The organism is Lactobacillus gasseri ATCC 33323 = JCM 1131 (genome assembly GCF_000014425.1).
GTDB lineage: Bacteria > Bacillota > Bacilli > Lactobacillales > Lactobacillaceae > Lactobacillus > Lactobacillus gasseri.
The window spans coordinates 181,592-207,221 of the sequence record NC_008530.1; the positions used below are offsets into that span (position 1 = coordinate 181,592).

The following is a 25,630-nucleotide window of genomic DNA, read 5'->3' on the forward strand; positions in this document are numbered from 1 at the left end:
AAAATTTTAATAATGATATCATCTATATAACCACTTATGAATTACAAGGAGGAATTAATTAATGGCATTATTCAATGTACGTGGCGGTGCTGGTGATATCACTAAGCCAGATCTTAACGCAAGACCACAAGATAATCTTTACTTAGCAGTGAACTCTGAATGGATTGAAAAAGCAAAGATTCCTTCAGACCGTTCAAGAATTAGCTCATTTGACGGCATTGACTTGAATATTGAGAAGAGCTTAATGCAAGATTTTGCTGATTTTGCAGCTGGTAAAAAGAAATTGCCAGAAGTTCCTAATTTTGACAAGGCAGTTGAGCTTTATAGGATTGCTAACAATTTCGATAAAAGAAATGAAGACGGTGCTAAGCCAATTAAGGCTGATCTTGAAGAAATTACTAGTTTACGCAACTTAGCTGATTTGAACTTAAGAGCAGCTGATTTCTATAAGAATGCTTTTGACTTACCAATTAGCGTCTCAGTTGATGCAGATATGAAGGATACTAAGGTTCATGTTGTTTACTTTGGTGGACCTGGCTTGTTCTTACCTGACACAACTACTTATGACAATCCTGCAGCTGCTGACTTATTGAAAGTATTACAAGATCAATCTGAAAACTTGTTGAAGATGGCTGGCGTAAGTGAAGCAGATGCTAAGAAATATGTCGAAGATGCATTGAAGTTTGATAAAAAGCTTTCTAAAGTTCTTAAGTCAACTGAAGAATGGGCCGATTATCCAGCAATGTACAATCCAATATCTTTAGCTGAATTTGAAGCAAAATTTGATAGTTTCAAGATTGATAACTTCTTAGCTAGTTTATTTGCTAAAAAACCTGAAAAGATTATTGTAACTGAACCGAGATTCTTAGATCACGTTGAAGAATTGATCAACGAAGATAATTTTGATGAAATTAAGGGCTGGATGGTTGTTAAGTTCATTAACGGTGTAGCTGCATATCTTTCGCAAGACTTCCGTAAAGCGGCCTTTCCATTTAGTCAAGCTTTATCAGGTCAGCCTGAATTATCTTCTGGAACTAAGCAAGCTTACCATTTAGCTAATGGTATGTTCAGCGAAGTAGTTGGTGTATACTACGGCCAAACTTACTTTGGTGCAGAAGCTAAGGCTGATGTTGAAGATATGATTCATAAAATGATTGATGTTTATGAAAAACGTATCTCTGAAAATGATTGGCTATCTGAAGATACTAAGAAGAAGGCAATCGTTAAGTTACGTGCCTTAATTTTAAAGATTGGTTATCCAGAAAAAATCGAAAAAATTTATGATCGTCTTCAAGTAACCCCTGAATCAGAAGGTGGTAGTCTTTACTCAAACGAAAGTGCTGCTGCTGTTGAATCAATTAAGTACAACCTTGAGAAATTAACTGAACCAGTTGATAGAACTGTTTGGTTAATGCCAGGTAACTTGGTAAATGCATGTTACGATCCACAAAGAAACGACATCACTTTCCCAGCTGCAATTTTGCAAAAGCCATTCTATGATTTGAAGCAATCACGTAGCTTGAACTATGGTGGTATTGGTGTGGTTATTGCTCATGAAATTTCGCATGCCTTTGACAACAATGGGGCTAAGTTTGATGAATTCGGTAACTTGAAGAACTGGTGGACTGACGAAGATTTCGCTGAATTTAAGAAGCGTACCCAAGCTGAAATTGACTTGTTTAACGGCATTGAATATGGTCCAGTAACCTTGAATGGTAAGCAAATTGTTTCAGAAAACATTGCTGACCAAGGTGGCTTGACTGCTGCTGTTGAAGCTAATAAGGGTGAAAATGGCAACATGAAGGAAGTCTTTGAAAACTTCGCTCGCGTTTGGGCAAACAAGCAACTTCCAGAATCAATTAAGACGCAAGTTTCAGTTGACGTTCACGCTCCTGGTCCTGAAAGAGCTAATGTTCAATCACAATGCCAAGAAGAATTCTACAAGGCATTTGATGTGAAACCAGAAGACGGTATGTGGCTTGATCCAGAAAAACGTGTTGTAATTTGGTAGGAATTAAATAAGAATCATTAAGAATCAAATGGTAAAAAGCTGTTTGATTCTTTTTTCATAGTTTGCAAAAAAATATCGTTAATAATATTATGAATTGGTATTCTTATTATCTAAGACAATCTTCTTAATTAGAAAAGGTTAAAAATGTTAGAAAAAATAAAAACTAATAAATTTTGCCAATTTATCTGGCCGTATCTCTTAATTATTTTGGCCACTACAATTGTTATCTCGCCGCAATTAATTTCGCATACTATCCTAGCTAGCGATGATACGGCAGATACCTTGTTTCACTATAGTCGTTTCTATGATGCAGGAATGCAGCTAAAAACTGGAATTTTTAGCATCTTTCAAACTAATTTTACCTTCCAGCAGAGCGGTAGAATTATTAATGCAATTTATGGACCGTTATTTGCATACTTTAATGGAATTTTAGTTCTTATTGCGGGTAATTGGTTTAATTATCAAGTCATTTTAGCCTATGTTATTTCGCTATTAGGTGCTGGGAGTATGTATTACTTACTTCAAAAAGTAGGTATTAATAAACTACTAGCTACAGTAATAGGAATTATTTACATTAACATTGGGATGATTCCAGCCTTTATTAACCGTAGTTCATTTAACGGTTGGGGACAGGCATTAATGCCGTTAGTTGTGTTATGCGGCGTACGCATGATTCAAGATAAAGAGAAACCAATTAACTGGATTCAGCTAATGTTAGTAATGAGTTTGCTAGTGCAAGTTCATGTTTTGAGCACTTTAATGGCAGCTCTTTTATTAATTCCTTTCTTTATCTATTCCTTAATTATTAATTATAATTCTAAAAAGGTGTGGATCCCTTTTATTAAGGCTGTTGTCGGAACAATAGTATTATCAGCTAATGTAATTGGGGCTTTTTTAGTTTTAATGCCTAATAATCATTTAGCTGCGAATACTGAATTTGATCTGTCTCGTGGCGGGTTACGTCCACATGTGCTGTGGCATAACGAATATGGCACAGCTTTTGCCTATATTTTGCCAATTTTTGTTTTATTAATTATTGCGCAATTTGTTTATGTCGTAATGCACTACAAAAAAGATAGATTAAATACTTTTGTAACTATTTGGGGTACGGTTTTATTAGGACTGTCTTCATTTGTTTTTCCTTGGGGATTGGTTCAACGCATTTTTCCAAGCTTGAAGTCATACTTCCAATTTCCGTTTAGATTAACTGTTGTTGCCTATCCATTAATTTTACTAGGGATGGCATTAACTATTAATCAGTTACTAAAACAAGGAGTTAAACCAAGAGCAGTTGGAATTAGTTTAGTGGTAGTTCTTCTTTTAGAAGCTGCTGTACCAAATATCATTACTAATCACATCTTTACTGTTGCTTGTGGAAAAGATGCGCAAGTTCAAACAGTAGCTAAAGCATCAAACAGTGATCAGATGCTTAAGATGTTGAAATGGCACTACTTGCCTGATTATTTACCAACTAAAGACAAGTCTATTGACCAAAATGCAGCTTATCTTTACAAACTAAATGTAGTTGATCAATATCAAAAATTTAATCATAAAGTTGCTAAAAATGGTGATTTGATTCTTTCTTGGAAAGGAAAAAAGGATAAAGATATTGTCTTGCCCGTTGTTTTATACAAGCAAAGTGAATTAACTGTGAACAGTAAGAAATTCACTGGTGCAAAAAACGTAATTGGAAATCCAATTATTTCGCAAAAGTCAGGTCTCAATCGTGCTGTTTTGCGTTTTATTGCTCCAGCTTGGTTCTATGTAGTCAGCGCAATTTCGTTAATAGCATGGCTCAGCGTACTTGTATTTTACCTGTGGAAAAAATTTATTAATAATAACAACAACAAAATAAAAGTTGCTTAATCATATACAAAAGTAGTCTTTTAATAAGATAGTCTTATTAAGAGGCTCCTTTTTGTTTGTATGGTTTTACTTACTATTAATATCAATTTATTTTTTGATTATTACATGGCTATAGCTGTCTTGTTATGTTATGATTTAATTGTAATCATTGAAACCGCTTTCTATGGTTTCAGAGGAGGAAAAATAAGGTGAGTACACAAGAACGTTATTCTCATGATGAGTTAAGAAAAGCTAACAAAAAATTTAGTCGGGTTCGTTCTACTATTGAATCTGCCTTTTATGGCAACAATGTACACGAAGTAACTAGTGTTGCTGAAGCTTATAATTTAGCTAAAAAACAATCTGGTGTTATCGAAACTGACCTACCGATTTTGCATACTAAGGAACTAGGCTTGCCACAAGGTGCAAAGCAATTAGTTTATAACCACGGTAAAATTTTGGGTAGAACAGCAAGTGCACGTCACTTTGTTGATGATCCAAAAGAAGATCCAGAGGCATTAGCAGGTAACTTACGTGAAGATATTTATAAGGGCCATGATCAAAAATTCTTAAAGGCTACAGTTTTAGTTGGATTAGACCCAACCTTTACTGTTAAGGCACATATTATGATGCCAGAGGATCAAGCCTTTAACTTACTTTCATATATTTTGAACTTCCACTTCTTTGATGAAGAAGCAGAGAAAATTTACAAGAATTCTAAAGTATATGACGAAGGAGATATTTACTTCTACTTCGATCCAAATACTCAAGATGAAGATTATCCTAAGGGATTCGGCGTCTTTGACGCACCACATAACTGTGCTGCAGTCTTCGGCTTACGCTACTTTGGAGAATTGAAGAAGGGTACTTTAACTCTTGCTTGGGCTATGGCTCACAGAAATGGTTATACTGCTTGTCACGGTGGTGAAAAGTCATTCCACTTTAAGGACAAGGACGATAAGGTATTTGCCTTCTATGGCTTATCTGGTTCAGGTAAATCTACTTTGACTCATGAAATGTACGATGGTAAATATGACATCACTGTTTTACATGATGACGCATTTATTATTTCTCGTGAAGATGGTTCTTCAGTAGCATTGGAGCCTTCATACTTTGATAAGACTCACGATTATCCAGCAGGTCACCACGAGACTAAGTACTACACTACAATTATGAACTGTGCAGTTACTCAAGATGAAGATGGTAAGAAAGTTATTGTAACTGAAGACTTACGTAACAACAATGGTCGTGTTATTAAGACTCGTTACACTTCACCACATAGAGTTGACTACGAAGATGCACCAATTACTGCTCTATTCTGGATTATGAAGGATGGTTCATTACCACCAATCTTAAAAGTTGATGATCCAGTTTTAGCAACAACAATGGGACTTACTTTGGCTACTAAGAGAACTAGTGCTGAAAACTTGCCAAAGGGCTTTGACATGAATACTTTGGTAATTGAACCATTCGCAGATCCATTCCGCGCATATCCAGTATCTGGCGATTATTCAGACTTCAAGGAATTATTCACTAAGCGTGGAGCTTCTTGTTACATCTTGAATACTGATGCCTTTATGGGTAAGGACATTCCAAAGGAAGTAACTAAGAAGTTAGTCGAGGATCTTGCTAACGGCAGTATCAAAGATAGTGACTGGAAACCATTTGGTAACTTCAAGGGTGTATCTTACTTGCCAATTGAAGGTTATGAAGTTCATCTAGAAGATCCTGAATACCAAAAGACCTTAGCTAAGAGAATGCAAGACCGCTTAGACTGGTTGAATAAGTACGATGAAGAACATCCTACTCAACCAATCCAAGAAGAAGCTAAGAAGACTTTGGAAGGTATCATTAAAGAATTAAATTAGTTAATTGAAAAATCCCCTATCAATTTCTATATTAGAACATTGAAAAAGCGCATCCCATTGGGATGCGCTTTTTGTATATCTATATCTATTTATTACTCTTTGAGTTCACCTTCAGCTTGAAGTTTCTTTTTGATATCTTCAAATTTCTTTGGTGCGATACGAGTAATATGTTGTCTTCGTTGATTTCCTAAGATTAATGGTACACGTTCAATAACTGTATCAGCATAATCTAAGCCAAACCAAGAAGCTGGATTAGAAGAAAGATTTTGAAGCCATACACGTGCTTCAACTAAGAATTTTTCATAACTTCTAAGTTGCGTTTGTGGACTAATTACATCATTAACGATAACGAATGAAAAATCACCAACATCTCTACCTGGAGTAGTGGTGTATTCTTGTGGTTGCGATTCAATCGTGCCATCTTTGATTAAATCGTGGACAATTTGACGTAAGTAAACATTAACTTTTTGTTGCTGTTTAAATCCTAAATATAGTTGAACATTAATTACGTTCTTTGTGCCATAGGTATTAACTGCATATTCAGCAGTAAAAGGTTCATTCGTTACATTTACGGTTACAAACCAATAAGCATGAGCACGCTTAGGGCGTTTATCTAAAATTGAATACAGCATATCGCGCTTAATAAACTTGTTGTATTTAACTTTTGCCATGTAGACCAAGTTGGTTGCATATAGCGGAATACTTTCGTCATGGCTTAAATTGCTTAGCATAGTTGTAAATTCATCTAAACGGACATAAGCATTTTCAGCTTCACGTTTATCACGAATTTTATTGCCAAAATACCAAATATACATAATTGCCCCAATAAAGGCTGCAATAATTACCGTGACATAACCACCATGTAAGAATTTAGCTAAGCTGGAAATCAAGAACATGGTTTCAATTGCACCAAATAAAAGTAAGAAGACTAGTCGCAGGCTCAAGTTAACCTTTCTAAGTGATAAGTATTCAAAGAGCAAAACTGTCGTCATGAGCATGGTTACGGTAATTGCTAAACCATAAGCTGCTTCCATGTGTTCAGAAGTTCTGAATAAGAAGACAATTCCGATGGTAGCAGCGCAAAGCATCTTATTAATTGACGGAATAAAAAGCTGTCCTTGTTCAGTAGAAGGGTAAATAATTTTCATTCTTGGTAAAAACTTTAAACCACTAGCTTCAGAAACTAAGGTGAAGGAACCAGTAATTAAAGCTTGCGAGGCAATAATTGCGGCTAGGGTAGCTAGAATTATTGCAAAGAACTTCCATTGACTTGGCAGAGCTTCAAAGAATGGGTTAAAGTCTGTCGCACCAGCATGATAATTAGGATTTTCTAAGATCCAAACGCCTTGACCGAGATAATTTAGGGCTAAACAAATAAAAACGTAAGGCCAAGAGCCCATAATATTACCTTTACCGACGTGTCCCACATCTGAATAAAGGGCTTCTGCACCAGTAGTAGCTAAGAATACTGCTCCTAGAATTAAAACACCGACTTTATTAGCTGGACTAAATAAAATTTTTACTGCTAAAAGTGGATTGAGTGCTTCAAGTAAAGACCAGTCATGACTTAAGTTCATAATTCCAGTTAGTCCTAGGAAAGTAAACCAGACTAGCATGATTGGTCCAAAGGTCTTACCGATAATGCTTGTTCCCATTCTTTGGATAGAGAATAGGAAAAGCAAGATGACAATAGTAATCATAATGACACTATTTTGATTTGGTACTGGAATATCGTTACCAAATTTCATGTTTTTAAGACCTTCAATAGCAGTTGTAACAGTAACTGCTGGTGTTAAAGTACCATCAGCTAGCAAAGCAGCTCCTCCAACTAAGGCAGGGATGACTAGCCATTTAGCCTTTTTTCTAACTAAAGCATAAAGTGAGAAAATTCCACCTTCGCCGTGGTTAGTTGCTTTAAGGGCAATTAAAACATATTTAACAGTTGTTAAAAGAGTAATCGTCCAAAGAATAAGCGAGATAGAACCAACAATATATTCGCGGCTAACATGAGCGATTCCACCATTTTCGTTTACGATTGCTTTCATAACATAAAGTGGACTTGTACCAATATCGCCGTAAACAATTCCAATCGAAACTAAAAGCCCCGCTAAGGTGACTTTTTTACGTAAATTACTATTCATAATAAGCTTTCCTCTAAAAAGTATTAAATAACATTTGAATAAACAAAAAAGAATGTATTGTAATAATACATTCTTTTTATTTTCGTTAGCACTATTTTGGCCCTTTAGAAACCAATATGCAAATAATAAATTGTGATTTTTTTATGAAAGAGTTTGTTTGATTTCATTACGACGATCAGTGTACCATTTATCCCAATCTTCATAAGTCTTCATGTTTTGTGGGTCTACGCCAGTTTGCTTTTGAATATTGTTAAGCATATCCATAAAGCGTTCTGCATGAATATTTAATACGTGCTTAACCAAGTTTTGACGGCTGAAGGCCATATTGTTAGTTAAGTAAGTGTTAATTTCAATAACATCATGATTACCATCGTAGACGTCCATAATTTCAAGATCACTTTCATCGAATTTTGAAATATAGAAGTTAGCAAATGTCTTTAAGTAATCAGGTTGTTCTTTAAATTCAGTAGCCGGCATTTCTACACGATTTGCCTCTGGCATAACTACTTCAAATTCTTCTTTTTCTTGAGTTTCTTCGGTGTTCTTCTTGTCTTCAGTCAAAGTTAAGAGCTCCTTTACTGTCTAGCTGTACAAAAATTCAATATAATCTTACATTGAATTACAAGCAAAAGCAAATTTTGTCAGGTTTATTGAAAGTTTTCTACATCTTGCTTAGTGTATGAATCAATTGTAGTGTGACCGTTATTAGCAGCTGATCTCATGAAGTTAACTACTTTTTGGTCAGACCAAGAACTAGTGTCAACACCAAGTGAACTTAATTGGTTACGAGTTTGTGCGATTACTCGACCAGTAACTGTTTGACCATCAATCATCATGCCACTATTTGAATTTGATGAAGAATTAGTATTTGAACTATTGTTAGCATTGCTATTTGAAGTGGTGGTATGGGATGATTGTTTACTTGCCGCAGAGTTGTTTTGAGTGTTAGCGGTATTTGAATTATTTTGGCTAGAGTTAGAACTAGTATTGGTATTACTATTATTAGATGAATTAGATTTTGAACTAGTAGATTTGTGTGAAGTAGTTGCTTCATCGTCATCATTAGCATCTAAATTCTCAGTATTAATATCGTCGTTAACATCTTCACCGTTTAATTTAGCATTAGCAACTTTACGTAAATGTTTTACATTTTTCTTTACTTTTTTGTAGTACTTACCATTAATGTAAGACAAGTCTAAAATTTGGTCACAAGATTCAACGGTTGCTTGATAATTACCATCACGATAGCTTAATTTAGCTTGCTTGTATAAAGGATTGATATCGTGAGTGATATGGTCTTGTACCTTGTTAATGGTCTTATAAAGCTTAGTAGCTTGCTTAGTCATTACAGAATAGCCATTGGTCTTGTTAGCTGCCTTGTCTAATTCACCTAAAGCATCTTTAAATTCATACTCTCTAATTTCTTCTTGAGCATCTTTCATAGCGCCTGCTTGGTCTGCATAGGCTTTTGACTCAGAAGTTGCTTTCACATCGTGAGCATCTTCAAATTTTTCTTCAGCTGCTTCATACTTTTGACTGGAAGCAGCATCTTTTCCTTGACTCATATAAGTGATGTACTTGTCTGAGCTGTTATTAGATGAACTGTTTGATGATGAATTAGAACATCCAACTGCAAAAAAGGTAATAAAGAATGCCATAATGGCAACTCCGATTTTTGATCGTTTCATTGTTTCTTCCTCCTATAAAAATGAATTTATCTTACTTAAATTATACCAAATTTCACTAGTAAAAAATTGGTTGAAAAAGTTGGCACAATTCTTTGAGATAAATCGTTAGTAATAGTGTAAGGCAATTCACCGGTGATGACTTACAAAACATATTTAGTTACTAATTAGATTATTAGAGGTAGAAAAATGGAATTTATTTTAAAAGATCAATCAGTTCAATTTACTTTTGCAGGTGAAAAATACAGCAATGGTAAGAAAAACAGAATTTTGAAGAACGTTAAAAAGCAAGCTAGTGCTGAAGAGGTAATGAAAGTCGGAAATGCCTTGTCTAAATTGCAAAAAGATGCTGGCATCAAAAGCGCTAGATTAATTTCTTATTCAGATATTCAAGCTTAAGAAATAAAAGAAAATAATATATAGAAGATTTTTAAGGAGAATTCAAAATGACCACTACTAAGACTTTAAGACTTACATTTAAAAATGCTAAAAATAAGAAAGTGAACTTATCATTACCTGATGCAGCAGAAAATTTAACCGAAGAAGAGGTTAAAACTGCCATGAATGAAATCTGTGAAGCTAACTTGTTTGTCAAGGAAGAAGTTGATCAATATCAGGCTCCTTTATCTGCTCAATATGTTGAACGTACAGTTACTTCTGTGTTTGATGATAGTGAAAAGAACTAGAACAATATTTTATGAGATAAGGATCTTAATTAAGTTATTAAATAAACTCTTGAAAGGTTAATGTTTCGGCATTGCCTTTTTTATTTTGAGACGAAAGTATGTAATTTATGTTACTTTTTTATTTCAGAATGTCTGTTCGGTTGTATCTGACAACTTGCCACACTACAATAAAGGGTGTATGTAAATTGGAGGGAGTTTAAGCAATGAAAAAAAGAACATTCACTGGTATTGCTACCGCGGCACTTATCACAACTGCCGGTATATCAGTTACCAACAACCTTAAACCAGAAAATCCATTAAAAACTGGTGAAGGTACTGTTCAAGCTGCAACATATCAACAAGAATTTTTAAACAAAGCTATTCCAGCTGCTACAACTGCATCATCTAAGTATGGTACTTATACTTCAGTTATGCTTGCTCAAGCAGCTGTTGAATCAGCTTGGGGTCAATCAGGTTTGGCACAAGCACCTAATAATAACTTATTTGGTATTAAAGGCTCTTACAAGGGTCAATCAGTAAACATGAATACTGGCGAGTATGGCAGCAATGGTTATTACACTACTAACGCTGGATTTAGAAAGTATCCATCATATACTGAGTCATTTGAAGATAATGGCTCTTTGTTACGTAACCAAATGGGTAACTACTACTCTGGTACTTGGGTAGAAAATTCAAATAATTATGCTCAAGCAACTCAAAATGGTTTACAAGGTAAGTATGCAACTGCGCCAAACTATGCTAAGACACTTAACAGCGTTATCGCAGCTAATGGATTTGATAAGTACGATCCCGTTACCCAAGTTGTTAACGAAAACCGTACAGTTGCACAAACCACACCAATTATGAGTGCACCAGTTGACGCTAGTGTTGGTACTCAAGTTGGTACTGCAAGAACTGGTCAAAATGTAAATGTTACTAAGTACATCACTTATAACAATGGTGTTAAGCGTGCATATATTGGTACTGGCTGGATTAATGCACTTGCATTTAGCCCAATTACTACTAATACTACTGCAAACAATGCAGCTACTAACAAACAAGTTAGTCAAACAGTTAAAACGCCAGTAGCCCAAACTCAACAAGCTAAGAGTCAAGCACCTGCAGCTCCAGTTAAAACTGCAACTGTAACGGTAAAAGCAAAGAGTGCAGCTGAAGTTAAAACTCCAGTCCAAACCAACACTTTAAACGTTAAGACTGAAAATAAAGTAGCACAACCTGTAAAACAATTAGCTACTTCATTAGCTGTAGCTCCAGCTAAGAAAGAAGTTAAGAAGGAAGTTATTAAAGCTGAACCAGCTAAGACAACTCCTGTAAAGGCTGCGTCTACTAAAGTTGAAACTAAACAAATTAAACCTGCAACTCCAGCAGTTAAAACTACTGATACAGTTAAAAAGGTTGAAACTCCAACAGTTAAACCAGTTGAGTCTGTAAAGAAGGAATCAACTCCAGTTGTTAAGACTGCTCCAGTTACTGTAACTAAAGAAGCTGCCAAGACCACTGAAGCTCCAGTAGTTAAACCTAAGAAAGTTGAAGTTAAGGAAGTTAAGACAACTCCAGTAACTACTAGTGCTAAAACTGTTGTCAAGCCTGTTCAAAGCTACCAAAATGTTGTTGCAAACAATAACTATGGTACTCAATGGATCAGTACTAATACTGCTCCTAAGGCTGCATCTACTGTTTTAGTTAAGGTTACTAAGACTGTTGACGTTTTATCAGCACCAGATGGTCAAAAGTTAAATCAACAAGTTGAAGCTGGCTCAGAGTTCGTTGTTATTGCTTCTAAATACTACAACGGTAACTTATATTACGAAATTAGCAACGGTAAATGGATTATGGCAAAATATACTACTCAAGAAGCACAAATTACTGCAAAATCTGGTGTATTAACTATTAATTCTAAGCCAGATTACGGTGTGCCAGTATGGCGTGTGCCAGGTCAAGATCAAGTTTCAGGTAAATTCTTGAAAGATGGCTCAAGTTGGAGATACTTCCGTGTAGCTAATGTTCATGGACAAACTTGGTATGACCTTGGCGGAAATCAATGGGTATCTGCCAAGTCTGTATTAGTTCGTTAATGTATAATTGGGATAGAATTTAATTCATTAAAATTTTTTGGAGGAGAAGTTTTTAATGCGTTCAACAAATAAAAGATTTATTAGTGCCTTAGCTTGTGCTAGTGCTATGACAGCTTTAGCAATTGCCGATCCAATGGGTGTTACTAAGACTCATCAAGTAGTACAAGCTGCAACTGATAATGTACCTGCAAGATCTGCAGGTGTGGATGTTGCAAGCTGGCAAGGTACTAATTTGACTCAACAAGCTAAGTCAGGTGCTAAATTTACTGTAGTTAAAGTATCTGAAAGTACAAACTACCAAAACCCTCATGCTCAAGGTCAAATTAATAGTGCTGAACAAAACAATATGATGCCAATGGGTTACCACTATGCTCACTTTGGTGCAGATAGCAACAGAGCTGTTCAAGAAGGTAACTATGCTGTTAGTTCAGCTCAACAAGCTGGTTTACCACAAGGTTCATATTTAGCAGCTGACTGGGAACAAGATGCTCATAACAACACTAATGGTGGTCGTGAAGCAAGTGCTAATGCAATTACTAGCTTTATGGATACTGTTCACAATGGTGGTTATAACCCAATGCTTTATTCAAGTGAATGGTTATTAAAGGCTAAGGTTGATACTAATAAGGTTACTCAAAAGTATCCAAATTCATTGTGGGTAGCAGCTTATAAAACTATGGGCCGTCAAGATCAACCTGATTATAACTACTTCCCATCAATGAGTAATGTTGCTATTTGGCAGTATACTCCAAACTGGCGTGGTCAAAACGTTGACGGAAATGTTAATGTACTTCCTCTTTCAAATAAGAGTAACAACGCTAACCAAGCTAATACCAACACTTTAAACGTTAATACTAATGGTCAAAGCAGTAGTCAAGCACCTGCAAATCCAGTTGTTAACACTTCTAATAAGGTAGTTGATACTAATTGGGTTAAGCAAGAAGGTACTTTCACTACCGGTGGCGCAATTAACTTGAGAACTGGTGCAAGTACTAATAGTAGTATCATTGCTCAACTTCCAGCAAACAGTGAAGTAAAGTATGATGCTTATAGTACTAAGGGTAACTATACATGGTTGAGACAACCACGTGCTAACAACCAATATGGTTACTTAGTAGGACGTGCAAATGGACAAGATTGGGGTACTTTTAAAGTTGCTCCAGTTGCTAACCATGTAACAAAACCAACAACTAACACAGCTAAGCCAGCTCAAAATGTTAACAAGCCAAGTCAACCAGTACACGTAAATACAAATAATAATGTAAACAATAACTGGACTAAGCAAAATGGTGTATTTATCACTGGTGGAGCAATTAACTTGAGAACTGGTGCCAGCACCAATAGTAAGGTAATTGCATTATTGCCAACAAACACTGAAATTAAGTACGATGCTTACCGTACTACAGGCCAATACACTTGGTTAAGACAACCACGTGCCAATGGTCAATATGGCTACTTAGTAGGTCGCTTAAACAACCAAGCATGGGGAACTTACAGATAGTTTAAAAAAATGAATAATCTGAAAAGACATGATCCGAATAGGAATCATGTCTTTTTTGTCTTATAATAAATTATGAAAAAAGTATGGAGGACATAGTTTTGATTTATACAGTAACTTTAGATCCTAGCGAAAGTGTAGTAGGTAAAGGAATTAATATTTCACTTGTTTTAAAGAAATTAGGTATTGAATCGATTGCAACTGGTATTGTAAATCATAAAAACGTAGAGCAAGTTGCAGAAGAACTTGATAAAGCAGAGATTGAAAATCAATTTATTGAACAAAAACGTGGAATTAAAATCACTGCTAAAAATCAGCAAAAGTTATTAGATTATCTGAAAGTCTTAAAAGCCGGTGACATTCTAGTTATTGCTGGTGGTTTTGCCAAGGGAATTGATCCAGTTTATTTAACTGATCTTGCTAAAGTAGCTGATAAAAAGGCAGCAGGCTTGGTAGTGGATGTTCCTTATGAAAACGTTCTTGATATCTTGCCAATGAATCCTTTATTGATTAAGCCGAATGAAACGGAATTAAAACATTGGTTTGAAAAAGATAATCAAAAGGTAACTACGAAAGAATTAATTAATATGGCTCATGATTTAGTAGTTAAGGGTGCGCAGCATGTTCTTTTGTCTTTAGGCGCAAACGGCGCTGCAATTGTTAATATGATGGACGCTCTAATGGCACATGCACCAGAAATTGAAGAAGTAGTTGATAGTACGGGTAGTGGAGATGCGCTTCTTGGTACTTTCCTTGCAGGGATGCTAAAGGGCTATATGCCGGTTAAAAATTTGTCAGATGCAATTGCAGCAGGGAGCGATACAGCTCAAAGCGATTGGCTTACTGACTTTAGAACTACACCAGCACTTCAAAAGCAAGTCATTGCAAGACGTATTACTTTTGAAGAAGCAGAATAAAGAAAATAAGTTGGCTTGTTAGAGCCGACTTATTTTTTGATGCTTTTTTTAGTATAATGACAATAATTTTATAATAAGGGAGAAAAAACGTGGACTTATCTCTATTTATTGTTAGTCTAGCTGCCCTAGTTATTCCGATTATTATGGCACGGTTTAAGATCAATGCTATTCCAACTGCCGTTGCTGAAATTGTAACTGGAATAATTTTAGGTAAGAGCTTATTAAATACAATTAAAATTACCAGTAGTGTATCACTTCTATCGAATTTAGGTGTGATATTACTGATGTTTCTTTCAGGAATGGAAATCAATTTTGATTTATTTAAGAAAAAAGATTTGCCTGATACTAAGCCAAGTAGTGTTAACCCAGCGCGTATAGCAGTTTTTTCCTTTGCCACGATAACAGTTATGGCGCTTATTTTAGCTGAGATATTAAAATTAATTGGACTCTTTAGCGATGTAATGCTGGCAATGATCATCTTCATGACTGTAGCCTTAGGAGTGGTTATTGCAACCTTAAAAGAAAAAGAAATCTTATCTCGTCCAATTGGACAGACAATTTTACTAACAGCAGTTTTAGGAGAAGTAATACCACTACTACTTTTAACTGTCTATGCTTCAATTAATGGTGGTAATGCAGGAAAACTATGGTTGATCATTTTATTATTCCTCGTAGCGATTGTTTTACTGAAAAGATTTAAGCAGCCGTATCAATGGTTTAACAGAATATCTAAATCTACTACGCAATTAGATATTAGACTAGCCTTTTTCTTGATTTTCACTTTAGTAACGGTTGCTGAACGAGTAGGTGCTGAAAACATTCTTGGAGCTTTCTTAGCCGGAATGGTTATGAAATTACTTGAGCCAAGTGAAGCAACTATGGACAAATTAACTTCTATTGGTTATGGATTTTTTATTCCAATTTTCTTTATTACAACTGGTGTTAAGCTAGATCTTAAGACTTTAATTACTAATCCGAATGCCTTAATGTTAATTCCGGTTTTGGTTTTATTTCTACTTTTGTCAAAGCTACCAATCTTTTTAGTCTATGTTCGTAGCTTTAATAAGCGCAATAGTATTGCAGGAACGTTTTTAATTATGACTACGATTACGATTGTGCTTCCAACTTTGGAAGTTGCTCGTAAACTGAATGCAATTACAGAAACTCAATCAGATGCCTTTATTTTAGCAGCTGTTGTGGTATGTATTTTAGGACCGATTTTGTTTAATTCAATTTTTAAGTTGACTAAAGAAGATAAGATTAAACAAAGAGTTGTCATCATGGGAACAAATGTGATGACTGTACCGGTTGCACAAGAATTGCATGATAACTGGTATGATGTTCTTTTAGTAACTCATAAGAAAGAAAATTACGATACTTATAAGAGTAAAGTTGCTAATTTAAAATTAATTTCAAGTCTTGAAGAAACATGCTTAGAAAAAGCCGGTGCCTTTAATTGTGATATTTTGGTAGCTGGATTTATTGAAGATGAATTGAATCGTAAAATTGCCCGGATGGCTAAAGAGCATGGCGTTCAAAGAGTAATTGCAAGTCAAGAGCGACCAAAACCAGAGACGATTAAGAACTTAACAAATGAAAAGATTGAGATCTACAATCTCTTTAATGTTCAAACTTCAGTTTTACGTGCTTTGATTGAATCGCCATCTATTTTAAGAATTCTAACTGATACTAAGAATGGTCTTTTTGAAGTTACAGTTAGAAATCATAAATACGCTGGTCAAAAGTTGATGAATCTTGACTTTATTGAACAAATGACAGTAAGTCGAATTTGGAGAAATGGTACTTGGTTAGTACCGCATGGTAACACGATTATTGAAACTGGTGATCATTTGATCTTTACGGCTAAAGGCGAAGATGCAGAAAGAGTACGAGAAGAATTAGGAAGAAAAAATTAGCAAGAAAAAGGACAGGATTTTAATTCCTGTCCTTTTTGTTAACGTTGACTTTTAGCTTCTTGTAAAACAGCTAAGGTATTTAAACTATGGGTAAAAGCTTGATCAGCTTCTTTGAAATCATGTTGAGCAATGATTTTAGTAAATTCAATGAATTCAGCCACCATTCGGTGAGAGTACTTATTGTTGTTGATAACTTTAACTTCTTGTCCTTTTAATTGCATTCCAACTTTAGGCATTTCATTAGGGTGACCATAAATTATCAATGCGCCTTTTTCACCTTCAATGGTGCTGACATTCGGTGAAAAACTATCTTTAGCAGCGATTGAACTAGCTTGTTTATCAGGATAACTTAGGTGCAAGATGCCTGAAGTGTCGATATTTTTCTGCATTGTAGGGAAGTAATTGACAGCTTCTGGCTTGCCAAATAGTTTGATAATAATGTGCAAATTGTAAATTCCTAGATCCATCAAAGCACCACCGTCTTTTTTCGGATCAAAAGCTGGCTGAATATCACCAGCTAGAAAGGCATCATAGCGACTAGAATACTGAGTGTAGTTAAGGTTAACTACATGAATTGGAGCAATTTTATCTAAATTTTCTTCAATAAACTTAAAGTTTTCCAAATAAATGTTAGTTATGGCTTCAATAATGATGAGCTTCTTCTGATCAGCAATTGCTTTTAATTCTCTTGCTTCATCAACAGTTGCGACAAAAGGCTTTTCGCAAATAACATTTTTACCTGCTTCAAGTGCAGCTTTTGAAATAGAAAAGTGAAAACTATTTGGTACTGCTACATAAACAGTATCAACGTTAGGATCATTAAATAAGTCATCATTATTATCGTATAATTTAGTGATCTGATATTCTTTTTGTAAATCTAGGCCAATTTGATGACTTCTCTTAGTAGTTGCAAGAGCTGTAAGTTCGAGATTGGGAATTTGATCAGCAATTGTTAGAAAATCATGGACAATTTTTCCAGAACCAATAATACCTAATTTCATAAGTTTCTCCTTTAATTTGATTTAATATTTAGTTTTTTGGCATTTTTAGTAACCGAGGTTGGAATCTTTAATTTCTTAACCTGGTTAACATCATATAAGTGAAGTGATAAGGTGCCTTCTTTTTTACTATAGTAAGTAACTTTATAGTAAAGATCGGTTAGCTCTTTTTTGCGGTTAACTTTAACTCGCAGCTCAATGCTTTTTACATTACTTGACTGCGGGTCACTTGTAGAAGCTACTGAAGTAGCTTTTTGCATGCTTTTAATGACGTCTTTATCATTGCCATGGTAAGAAATTACATAGCCACTAAAGCCATTAGATTTTAGTTTTAACTTTTTAAAAGCATCATCAGAGAATTGTTTAAAGTTGTGAGCTGTATAGAGCTTTTTGTAGCCAGAGTAAACCTCATTGAAGATCGCATTTTGCTTAATATAATTCCATGCTTCATCATTATCACGATGATAGACGTATTGATCATTAGACCAGAGTTCAGAATTTGTATCTGATTTTGGGATACTTCTCATTGTGATGTGAATTGTGTTATTAGGACCAACGACATAGTTTGAGTACATTTTGCCTTTTGAATTGGTAGTTTTAACATCGACACGTGCTGTTTGAATTTCAGTATCTGCTGCTTTAGTTAAGGCAGCTTTAGGACTAGGCTTGCCAAGGGCAAAAGTAGCGCCCAAAATAATTACTACTAAAATAATAATGGCTAAAATTAAAGCGGCAATTTTGCCGCCTTGATTGTTAGGAAAAATAATCTTTTTATTTTTTGCTTTATTTTTCTGCATTAGTTTATCTTTCTAAAATGATTATTGTTTGTTTTGCTCAGCTTGAGCTTTCTTGATCTCTTCAGCGTCAATCGCATTCTTCTGAATATCAGCAGGAACTGCTAAGTCAGCGTGCTGGCCGAGTTGATCATAAGTTAAGGTCCAAGTGAAGTTATATTTTCCACCAGCAATGTATTGTGCCTTGAAAGTCATAGATTCAACATTTTTTGTTGTAGGATCAATTAAATAAGTAACTTTTAAGTTCTGCACTTGGGCTGATTTAACTAGACGAGCTACTTGCATGTTTTGTGAACCTGGAGTATTCATAGCGTCAATAACAAGTGGATTGACCGCATTCCATAGATTAGAATCAGTCCCATTGAAACTGATGTCATAGTTGCCATTTTTCTTTTGAACAGTAGCCTTTTTAGCAAGTGCTTTGTTGATCTTCTTAAAAGTTGCAGGATTAAATCTTTCTTTTACTTGGTCGGGATCAAAAGTATTGGCATTAGCTGAGTTTTTGATCCAGTGTCCCTTATTTTGCTCTAAAAGAAGGTACATATCTTTTTTAGTTAACCACATTTGTTCTGTTTGTGATTTTTTCTTTTGAGTCAAAGTGTAAGTAAGATTAGTTACATCGCCTTTATCTTTAAAAAGACCTTCCGATTTTGACTTTTGGCTCATTTCATCAGAATTAATTGTTTGAGTGAAGTGACCGTTAGCTAAGCTAGAATTAAACTTAGCATTAATTAGCGAACTTGCAGAAGGTTCAGGATTAGTTTTTGGTTTACTATCTTTCTTTGAACAAGCTGTAGTTAAAGAAACTAAAATTACTCCCAATAAGAGCAGGAAGTTGAATTTTTTCTTCATAAAAATATTCCCCCAATAAATGTATCTATCGTATCCTATTTTACTCTATTTTCTGTTGAAAAAAGTATTATAAGAACTTAACTTTAGTGCTTTTTAAGGACATTTAAGATATTGCGCAATTTGCTGCCCTTAACTTGCAAATTTTTAACTGCTTGCGTTACTTCAATACAACCAATATATTTTCCATCTTCGTTATGAAGGCTATAAAAAGAAATATTTATTGGTTGCTCATCTTTAGTGATCATAATTGAAATATTTTTACGATTGCCTGCGTGCATTTGGTTTAAAACTTCTTTAACGTGTTTTTGGCTGTGGCCGGGATGCACCTCAAAAACAGTCTTACCAATATCTTTTTCGGTTCGCTTGAAGAGGCGATTCTTATTCATTGATGACCAGACAACGCGATCATTTTCATCTAAGACGTCCATTTCTTGTGGAATAGTTCTAAAGATTGCATTTAACTGTTCAAGTGAGAGATGACCACCGTCTAAATTAATATTATCCATAGGTAATTCTTCCAATCTGTCCAAATTAATATATCTATTGTTATTTTAACATTAAAAAATTGTGGATTAATAAAGCTTTTTTTCGTAATTCCTATGAAAATTTCTCATAAGCGTGTAAAATAGTTAGTGAAACATTGAATTTTAAAGGAGATACAGTTCATGTCGAAATTAGTTTTAATTCGTCACGGTCAAAGTGAATGGAACCTTTCTAACCAATTTACTGGTTGGGTTGATGTAAACCTTTCAGAAAAAGGTGTTGAAGAAGCTAAGAAGGCTGGTCGTTTAATTAAGGAACACGGTCTTGAATTTGATCAAGCTTACACTTCATTATTAACTCGTGCTATCAAGACTTTGCACTACGCACTTGAAGAAAGTGACCAACTTTGGATTCCAGAAACTAAGACTTGGAGATTAAATGAACGTCATTACGGTGCTCTTCAAGGTTTAAACAAGAAGGCTACTGCTGAAAAATACGGTGACGAACAAGTTCACATTTGGCGTCGTTCATACGATGTTTTGCCACCAGCTATTGATGATGACAACGAATTTAGTCAAGCACATGACCGTCGTTACGCAAACTTGGATCCACACATCGTTCCTAAGGCAGAAAACTTACACGTATGTCTTGATCGTGTAATGCCATTCTGGGAAGATCACATTGCTCCAGATTTACTTGACGGCAAGAACGTTATTATTGCTGCACATGGTAACTCACTTCGTGCTTTAACTAAGTACATTGAAAACATCTCAGATGATGACATCATGAACTTAGAAATGAAGACTGGTGAACCAGTTGTTTACACATTTGACGACAAGTTAGATGTTGTTAACAAAGAAAAGCTTGACGACTAATTTTTAGTTATTGAGTATTAAAGCTCTGACGAAAGTCAGAGCTTTTTTTGTAAATCAAAAAACCTCCTAAACAGGAGGCTTTTAAGTATGACTATTATGTTTGTGTATTTAAGTTTTGCTTTAAATAAGAGCTAGTCTTATAATTTTTACCAACTAGCTTTACGCACGCCAGGAAGTTGTCCTTTATGTGCTAGTTCCTTGAAGCGTAAACGTGACATACCAAACTTACGCATATAACCATGTGGTCTACCATCGTGTAGATCACGGTTGTGGTAGTGAGTTGGGTGAGCATCAAGTGGCAGTTTTGCTAGTGCTTCGATGTCACCAGCTTCTTTTAATTCGTAGTATTTTTTGATTAATTCGCGCTGCTTAGCAGCCTTAACAATTTTGGATTTTTTTGCCATATATCTTTCCTTTCGAATATAGAATTTGAATGTGATAAAGATTAACTATAATAATTTGAGCTAACTTAAAGTAAGCATATTGTATTAAATTATTAATAATTTGTCAAAAAGAAAGTATTTTAAAAAGAATTAGTTTAAAATAAGTAATGATTGATTAAAGAAGGGAAAAGAAGCCGTGGGTATTTTTAAAAGAATACTTCATAATGAAGACTTGCGACAGCTGATTATTTATGTATTAATTGGTGTGTTAGGATTAGGTGTTGATTTTGGAATTTTCGCACTCCTTACCCATTTTAAGATGCAAGTCGAAGTAGCTAATTTTATTTCATCATCTTGTGGGTTAATCAATAACTTCTTCTGGAATAGTTTTCTTAACTTTAAGGTTCACGATAAGTTATTAATAAGATTCGTTTCTTACTATTTAGTTGGACAAATTACGACTTTATTTACCACATTATGTTTATTTATTTTCGTAACTCAGCTAGGCTATAACCAACTAATTGTTAAGGCCGTTTCAACATTTATCGCTACCTTAATTCAATTTGTAATTAATAAATTACTTACATTTAGAAAAATAAAAACTACTAAGTCAAAAGTAGACATTAGAAAGTAATCAGAAAGCCTGTTAAAGTATGAAAAAATTATCAATTATTGTTCCTTGTTACAATGAAGAGGAATCTGTACCACTTTTTTATCCAGCTGTGAATAAAGTAATGGATACAATTCCAGATTTAGAGCCAGAATATTGGTTTATTAATGATGGTTCCAAAGATAATACACTTAAAGAAATTAAAGAATTACGCAAAAAAGATCCAGAACATGTTCACTTTGTTTCTTTTTCAAGAAACTTTGGTAAGGAGTCCGCACTTTATGCCGGACTTCAAGCTGCAACTGGAGACTATGTAGTCGTAATGGATGTTGACTTACAAGATCCACCTAAGTTTTTGCCGCAAATGTATGATTTGATCAAGACGGGAGAATATGACTGTATTGGAACTCGTCGGGTTGACCGTACAGGGGAAGCTAAGTTTAAGTCTTTCCTAAGTGATATGTTCTATAAGGTTGTTAATAAGATTTCTGATACTGAAATTGTACCAGGCGCCCGTGACTACCGAATGATGACTCGTCAGATGGTAAATGCAGTTTTGGATATGCCTGAATACAACCGTTTTTCAAAAGGAATCTTCTCTTGGGTTGGATTTAAGACTAAGTATTTAGACTACCACAATGTTGAACGTGTAGCTGGCGAAAGTGATTGGAACACTTGGAAATTATTCAAATACGCGATGGACGGAATTGCGGACTTTTCACAAGCGCCACTTAACTTAGCCGTTTGGATTGGTACTGGCTCATTTGTATTATCAATTATTGGCTTGATCATTGTAATTATTCGCAGAGCACTCTACCCTGGTTCAAGCATCTTTGGCTGGGCTTCAATGGTATGCATTATTTTGCTACTGGGTGGTCTGCAACTACTCTGCATTGGTATTTTGGGTAAATACATTGGTAGGGTATATATTCAAGTTAAGAATCGACCGATTTATATTATTAAAGAGAAAAAATAAACATTGCAAAAAGTTTCGGAATTATCACATAAATTCCGAAACTTTTTTTATGAGATTATAAATTTGAAAAGTGAGATAATCTTAGCGAGGGAGAATTTTAGAATGAAAAAAATTAGTCAAAATACATGGATAAAAATTGCTTTATCTATTCTGGGAGTTTTGGCTGCAATTTTGGTTTATGTACCTAACTATGCAGCAGTTGATCAGGGGCTTAAGGGTAGATGTGCAATTTTCTTTATTATTGCAGTGGTCTTGCTTTGGCTACCAATGGAGTTAAAAAGCAGTATTTTTGCGCTTAATTTCTATTATGAATTAGGATTAATTTTAATTATTGTCTTTTTGATGACTAATCAAATGGCAATGAATTTCACTATTGGTCTAGTTATTGCTTTACTATTATTAACCTGGGTCGGGATGGTAATTTTTAAAAATAATCTCGTAATGAAACAAAAGAATAGCGAATTGTTAATTATTAGATTAGTGATGATGCTAGTTTTAGCATATTTGGCTTATATTAGTGGCTTTGCGGCACTAATGGGTGCTGAAATTTTTACTGTACAAGGCCAAACTTGGCTACTTATTTTAGGTTTTGTACTTTGTGTCTACTATCTTGTTTTAGCAGGGAGTATTTGGCAGCCCTGGTTTAGAAGGTGGACTTCTTGGATCATGATTTTAGCGGCAGTTGTACTGCACATGATCTTTGCAAGTGCAACTTCATTAAATGTTATCTTTTTGCCAATAATTGGTGAAATAATTATGCTAATTTTGGTCTGGCGTAGCAATCGGATCTTAATGAAAAAGAAAATGATTTCATAATTGACTCTTGCCAGACGGTATTAATCCTGATAGAATAAATTGTTTAAAAGTTTAGGGAGAGATACAAAATTATGAAATATGTTTATTTGTTTTTACCAGCAATTGGCTGGGGACTGATGCCCTTAGTTATTGCTAGTGTGAAAAATAGTACAGTTTATAATCAAATTGTGGGTACAGTTGCGGCTTCATTTATTTTTGGTGCAGTTGTAATGGCAATTATGCATCCAGCAATGAGTTGGTCACTATTTTTGCTTTCTGCATTAGGTGGTGCTTGCTGGGTAATTGGTCAAGTTGGTCAATATATTTCTTATGAAAAAATTGGTGTTTCAGAAACAATGCCAATTTCAACTGGTTTGCAGTTGATCGGTGTGCCTCTTGTAGGTGTGCTTGCTTTTGGCGAATGGGCTAGTCCACAAGCTAAGCTTTATGGCTTTATTGGTATTTTAGTATTAATTATTGGAGTTGTTTTAACTTCATTGACTGATCGGGGAACAAGCGAAGGCAACAAGTCTAATCAGATAAGCACAATTATTTTGCTTGTGTTAACTTCACTTGGCTACATTACTTCAAGTTCAATTCCAAAGGCTTTACATGGAAGTAGTATTTCAATCTTCTTTGGTCAAACCTTCGGTATGCTTGTAGCTGTGTTTATCTATACGCTTGTTACTAAAAATTTACATGTTTGGAAAGAAAAATCTACTGTTCAAAGTGGTGGAGCAGGTATTCTATATGCAATTGCTGCATTAGCTTACATTCTTTCTGTTCAAGATAACGGAGTTAACATGGCTTTTGTTATTTCACAACTTTGCGTAGTTATCTCTACTTTAGGTGGCTTAGTTTTCTTACACGAAAAGAAAACTCGCAACGGTTTAATTTTTACCATTGCAGGCCTAGTATTAATTATTGGCGGTGCAATGTTAACTACATTATTCTAGGTATGAAAGAAGGCATCCCATTGGGATGCCTTCTTTGTATCAACTTGTCCTAATTCTTAAATCATTTTTAGTATTAGAACACCTTTCATTGTATTAGAACTAAATTAAAAGTCAAGCTAAATACAACAGTGTTTAACTTATTATAACATTTAAGAATTAATAACAAGTGTAGAGATACGGAATTCAGTAATAATCTATATGTTATCGCTTGCAGTTGACATATTGAGTATGGCGTGATATTTTCAGAATAGGATCAGTCGAAATTGTTTAGGAGGACAATTGATGGTAACAATTGAAAACAACCAGTTAAAGGTTGAAATTAATGAAGTCGGCGCCCAGCTTACTCATGTAGTTGATAAGGCTACTAATGCCGACTACATTTGGAATGGGAGTGAATGGGAGAGACATGCTCCAATTCTTTTTCCAGCGATCGGAAGATCAAATGATAATAAATATATTTTAAATGGAAAAACATATGAAATGAAACAACACGGCTTTGCTCGTGACTATCCATGGACAGTTGTCGATAAGGGAGACGACCGAGTAAGTTTAACTCTAACCGAAAATGATGAAACTTTAGCTGTTTATCCATTTCGTTTTAGCTTGATGGCTACATATACATTAGAAGCTAATCAATTAAAAGTAGAATTTTTAGTTAAAAACAATTCAAAAGAAACAATGCCTTTTGGATTAGGATTCCACCCTGGGTTCAATGTCCCAGTAGCTGGCGATGAGCTAGAATTTTCTGACTATGAAATTAATTTAAGCCCAGAAGTAACAGAATTGACTCAATTTCAAATTGATCCAATTCCATTTAGAAATGGTAAAGTTATTCCTGTACCTAATGCACAAAAGAGTACTTTACCATTGTCATATGCTGAATTTGATGATGGGCTGATCATTATTAATAATCCTGGCTTAACTGGAATTGAACTATCTAGTGCGAAGTCTGACCACAAGATTTCTTTAACTTTAGAAGATTTTCCATATGTGGCACTCTGGGCTATGACAGATCCAGAAGCTAAGTTTTTATGTATGGAACCTTTTGCTGGCTTACCAGACATTAAGAGCAATGAATTAACTGACTGGATGGAAAAAGAAGGTAATAACTTCCTGGCACCAGATGAAAGTTCACATTTTTCAACTACAATTACTTTAGAATAAATATGAAAAGAGGGAAGCGAGAGATGTTTCTCTCTTTTTTACTAATTGATTAAGATTTGGCATAATAAAGTTTTCAGATTGTAATTTTGCTATAATATCCTT

At 34.8% G+C, this 25,630-nt stretch carries 22 protein-coding genes and 1 pseudogene; 15 read left to right on the plus strand and 8 right to left on the minus strand.

What is annotated here, in order from left to right:
* Positions 1-61 precede the first annotated feature (61 nt).
* The 3 genes from LGAS_RS00735 (at position 62) to LGAS_RS00745 (ending at position 5,724) form a co-directional block, all read left to right on the plus strand.
* Positions 62-2,011: a M13 family metallopeptidase gene (locus LGAS_RS00735; protein ID WP_003655621.1), complete on the plus strand. Its 1,950-nt coding sequence runs from the start codon at positions 62-64 to the stop codon at positions 2,009-2,011.
* A 144-nt stretch (positions 2,012-2,155) separates the two neighbouring features.
* Positions 2,156-3,877, plus strand: coding sequence for a hypothetical protein (locus LGAS_RS00740; protein WP_003647942.1), 1,722 nt, complete (start codon positions 2,156-2,158; stop codon positions 3,875-3,877).
* Between the two features lie 188 nt (positions 3,878-4,065).
* Complete coding sequence (locus LGAS_RS00745; protein ID WP_003655625.1) at positions 4,066-5,724, plus strand: phosphoenolpyruvate carboxykinase (ATP); 1,659 nt, start codon at positions 4,066-4,068, stop codon at positions 5,722-5,724.
* A gap of 92 nt (positions 5,725-5,816) precedes the next feature.
* Here the strand turns inward: LGAS_RS00745 and LGAS_RS00750 are convergent, their stop codons facing one another.
* From LGAS_RS00750 to LGAS_RS00760, 3 genes are all read right to left on the minus strand, one after another.
* Positions 5,817-7,865 (minus strand): KUP/HAK/KT family potassium transporter, encoded by a 2,049-nt coding sequence (locus tag LGAS_RS00750; protein WP_011678740.1) that lies wholly within the window; start codon positions 7,863-7,865, stop codon positions 5,817-5,819.
* 141 nt (positions 7,866-8,006) lie between these two features.
* A complete protein-coding gene (locus tag LGAS_RS00755) occupies positions 8,007-8,426 on the minus strand; it encodes a hypothetical protein (RefSeq protein WP_003647938.1) in 420 nt (139 codons plus the stop codon).
* An 86-nt stretch (positions 8,427-8,512) separates the two neighbouring features.
* Positions 8,513-9,553: a hypothetical protein gene (locus LGAS_RS00760; RefSeq protein ID WP_025012193.1), complete on the minus strand. Its 1,041-nt coding sequence runs from the start codon at positions 9,551-9,553 to the stop codon at positions 8,513-8,515.
* A gap of 186 nt (positions 9,554-9,739) precedes the next feature.
* Between LGAS_RS00760 and LGAS_RS00765 the strand changes: the two genes are divergently transcribed.
* From LGAS_RS00765 to LGAS_RS00790, 6 genes and pseudogenes are all read left to right on the plus strand, one after another.
* Complete coding sequence (locus LGAS_RS00765; protein WP_003652642.1) at positions 9,740-9,949, plus strand: DUF1659 domain-containing protein; 210 nt, start codon at positions 9,740-9,742, stop codon at positions 9,947-9,949.
* A gap of 47 nt (positions 9,950-9,996) precedes the next feature.
* Positions 9,997-10,236, plus strand: coding sequence for a DUF2922 domain-containing protein (locus LGAS_RS00770; protein ID WP_003647935.1), 240 nt, complete (start codon positions 9,997-9,999; stop codon positions 10,234-10,236).
* Positions 10,237-10,439: 203 nt separating this feature from the next.
* Positions 10,440-12,311 (plus strand): glycoside hydrolase family 73 protein, encoded by a 1,872-nt coding sequence (locus LGAS_RS00775; RefSeq protein WP_003657051.1) that lies wholly within the window; start codon positions 10,440-10,442, stop codon positions 12,309-12,311.
* A gap of 55 nt (positions 12,312-12,366) precedes the next feature.
* Positions 12,367-13,809: pseudogene (locus LGAS_RS00780) on the plus strand (GH25 family lysozyme); the annotation flags it as partial.
* Positions 13,810-13,895: 86 nt separating this feature from the next.
* The gene (locus LGAS_RS00785) at positions 13,896-14,726 is read left to right on the plus strand and encodes a PfkB family carbohydrate kinase (protein WP_003647932.1); all 831 of its coding nucleotides are present in this window, start codon (positions 13,896-13,898) and stop codon (positions 14,724-14,726) included.
* An 89-nt stretch (positions 14,727-14,815) separates the two neighbouring features.
* A complete protein-coding gene (locus tag LGAS_RS00790; protein WP_003655634.1) occupies positions 14,816-16,642 on the plus strand; it encodes a monovalent cation:proton antiporter family protein in 1,827 nt (608 codons plus the stop codon).
* A 38-nt stretch (positions 16,643-16,680) separates the two neighbouring features.
* Here LGAS_RS00790 and LGAS_RS00795 read toward each other — a convergent pair whose 3' ends face one another.
* From LGAS_RS00795 to LGAS_RS00810, 4 genes are all read right to left on the minus strand, one after another.
* The gene (locus tag LGAS_RS00795) at positions 16,681-17,643 is read right to left on the minus strand and encodes a Gfo/Idh/MocA family protein (RefSeq protein ID WP_003647931.1); all 963 of its coding nucleotides are present in this window, start codon (positions 17,641-17,643) and stop codon (positions 16,681-16,683) included.
* 11 nt (positions 17,644-17,654) lie between these two features.
* The gene (locus LGAS_RS00800; protein WP_003647930.1) at positions 17,655-18,437 is read right to left on the minus strand and encodes a hypothetical protein; all 783 of its coding nucleotides are present in this window, start codon (positions 18,435-18,437) and stop codon (positions 17,655-17,657) included.
* A gap of 21 nt (positions 18,438-18,458) precedes the next feature.
* Positions 18,459-19,286, minus strand: a complete 828-nt coding sequence (locus LGAS_RS00805) for a DUF6612 family protein (RefSeq protein ID WP_003647929.1) — start codon at positions 19,284-19,286, stop codon at positions 18,459-18,461.
* Between the two features lie 83 nt (positions 19,287-19,369).
* Positions 19,370-19,792, minus strand: coding sequence for a PAS domain-containing protein (locus LGAS_RS00810; protein WP_003650691.1), 423 nt, complete (start codon positions 19,790-19,792; stop codon positions 19,370-19,372).
* A 159-nt stretch (positions 19,793-19,951) separates the two neighbouring features.
* Between LGAS_RS00810 and LGAS_RS00815 the strand changes: the two genes are divergently transcribed.
* A complete protein-coding gene (locus LGAS_RS00815; protein ID WP_003650693.1) occupies positions 19,952-20,644 on the plus strand; it encodes a 2,3-diphosphoglycerate-dependent phosphoglycerate mutase in 693 nt (230 codons plus the stop codon).
* 146 nt (positions 20,645-20,790) lie between these two features.
* Here the strand turns inward: LGAS_RS00815 and rpsN are convergent, their stop codons facing one another.
* On the minus strand, positions 20,791-21,048 hold the full coding sequence (rpsN, locus tag LGAS_RS00820; RefSeq protein WP_003647927.1) for a 30S ribosomal protein S14: 258 nt from the start codon (positions 21,046-21,048) through the stop codon (positions 20,791-20,793).
* A 175-nt stretch (positions 21,049-21,223) separates the two neighbouring features.
* Between rpsN and LGAS_RS00825 the strand changes: the two genes are divergently transcribed.
* From LGAS_RS00825 to LGAS_RS00845, 5 genes are all read left to right on the plus strand, one after another.
* Positions 21,224-21,661, plus strand: coding sequence for a GtrA family protein (locus LGAS_RS00825; protein ID WP_003647926.1), 438 nt, complete (start codon positions 21,224-21,226; stop codon positions 21,659-21,661).
* A gap of 19 nt (positions 21,662-21,680) precedes the next feature.
* A complete protein-coding gene (locus tag LGAS_RS00830) occupies positions 21,681-22,613 on the plus strand; it encodes a glycosyltransferase family 2 protein (protein ID WP_003647925.1) in 933 nt (310 codons plus the stop codon).
* Positions 22,614-22,715: 102 nt separating this feature from the next.
* Positions 22,716-23,429, plus strand: coding sequence for a hypothetical protein (locus LGAS_RS00835; protein ID WP_003650696.1), 714 nt, complete (start codon positions 22,716-22,718; stop codon positions 23,427-23,429).
* 71 nt (positions 23,430-23,500) lie between these two features.
* Positions 23,501-24,364 carry a GRP family sugar transporter gene (locus LGAS_RS00840; RefSeq protein ID WP_003647923.1) on the plus strand — a complete coding sequence of 288 codons (864 nt, stop codon included), beginning with the start codon at positions 23,501-23,503 and terminating at the stop codon, positions 24,362-24,364.
* 282 nt (positions 24,365-24,646) lie between these two features.
* The gene (locus tag LGAS_RS00845; protein WP_003650698.1) at positions 24,647-25,528 is read left to right on the plus strand and encodes an aldose 1-epimerase family protein; all 882 of its coding nucleotides are present in this window, start codon (positions 24,647-24,649) and stop codon (positions 25,526-25,528) included.
* Positions 25,529-25,630 lie beyond the last annotated feature (102 nt).

Bases quoted from the DNA above. Each gene is read 5' to 3' on its own strand.
- rpsN (WP_003647927.1), bottom strand. From the start codon at position 21,048: ATGGCAAAAAAATCCAAAATTGTTAAGGCTGCTAAGCAGCGCGAATTA.
- LGAS_RS00770 (WP_003647935.1), top strand. From the start codon at position 9,997: ATGACCACTACTAAGACTTTAAGACTTACATTTAAAAATGCTAAAAAT.
- LGAS_RS00835 (WP_003650696.1), top strand. From the start codon at position 22,716: ATGAAAAAAATTAGTCAAAATACATGGATAAAAATTGCTTTATCTATT.
- LGAS_RS00845 (WP_003650698.1), top strand. From the start codon at position 24,647: ATGGTAACAATTGAAAACAACCAGTTAAAGGTTGAAATTAATGAAGTC.
- LGAS_RS00805 (WP_003647929.1), bottom strand. From the start codon at position 19,286: ATGAAGAAAAAATTCAACTTCCTGCTCTTATTGGGAGTAATTTTAGTT.
- LGAS_RS00830 (WP_003647925.1), top strand. From the start codon at position 21,681: ATGAAAAAATTATCAATTATTGTTCCTTGTTACAATGAAGAGGAATCT.
- LGAS_RS00810 (WP_003650691.1), bottom strand. From the start codon at position 19,792: ATGGATAATATTAATTTAGACGGTGGTCATCTCTCACTTGAACAGTTA.
- LGAS_RS00800 (WP_003647930.1), bottom strand. From the start codon at position 18,437: ATGCAGAAAAATAAAGCAAAAAATAAAAAGATTATTTTTCCTAACAAT.
- LGAS_RS00760 (WP_025012193.1), bottom strand. From the start codon at position 9,553: ATGAAACGATCAAAAATCGGAGTTGCCATTATGGCATTCTTTATTACC.
- LGAS_RS00840 (WP_003647923.1), top strand. From the start codon at position 23,501: ATGAAATATGTTTATTTGTTTTTACCAGCAATTGGCTGGGGACTGATG.
- LGAS_RS00815 (WP_003650693.1), top strand. From the start codon at position 19,952: ATGTCGAAATTAGTTTTAATTCGTCACGGTCAAAGTGAATGGAACCTT.
- LGAS_RS00740 (WP_003647942.1), top strand. From the start codon at position 2,156: ATGTTAGAAAAAATAAAAACTAATAAATTTTGCCAATTTATCTGGCCG.
- LGAS_RS00795 (WP_003647931.1), bottom strand. From the start codon at position 17,643: ATGAAATTAGGTATTATTGGTTCTGGAAAAATTGTCCATGATTTTCTA.
- LGAS_RS00775 (WP_003657051.1), top strand. From the start codon at position 10,440: ATGAAAAAAAGAACATTCACTGGTATTGCTACCGCGGCACTTATCACA.
- LGAS_RS00785 (WP_003647932.1), top strand. From the start codon at position 13,896: ATGGAGGACATAGTTTTGATTTATACAGTAACTTTAGATCCTAGCGAA.
- LGAS_RS00735 (WP_003655621.1), top strand. From the start codon at position 62: ATGGCATTATTCAATGTACGTGGCGGTGCTGGTGATATCACTAAGCCA.
- LGAS_RS00750 (WP_011678740.1), bottom strand. From the start codon at position 7,865: ATGAATAGTAATTTACGTAAAAAAGTCACCTTAGCGGGGCTTTTAGTT.
- LGAS_RS00765 (WP_003652642.1), top strand. From the start codon at position 9,740: ATGGAATTTATTTTAAAAGATCAATCAGTTCAATTTACTTTTGCAGGT.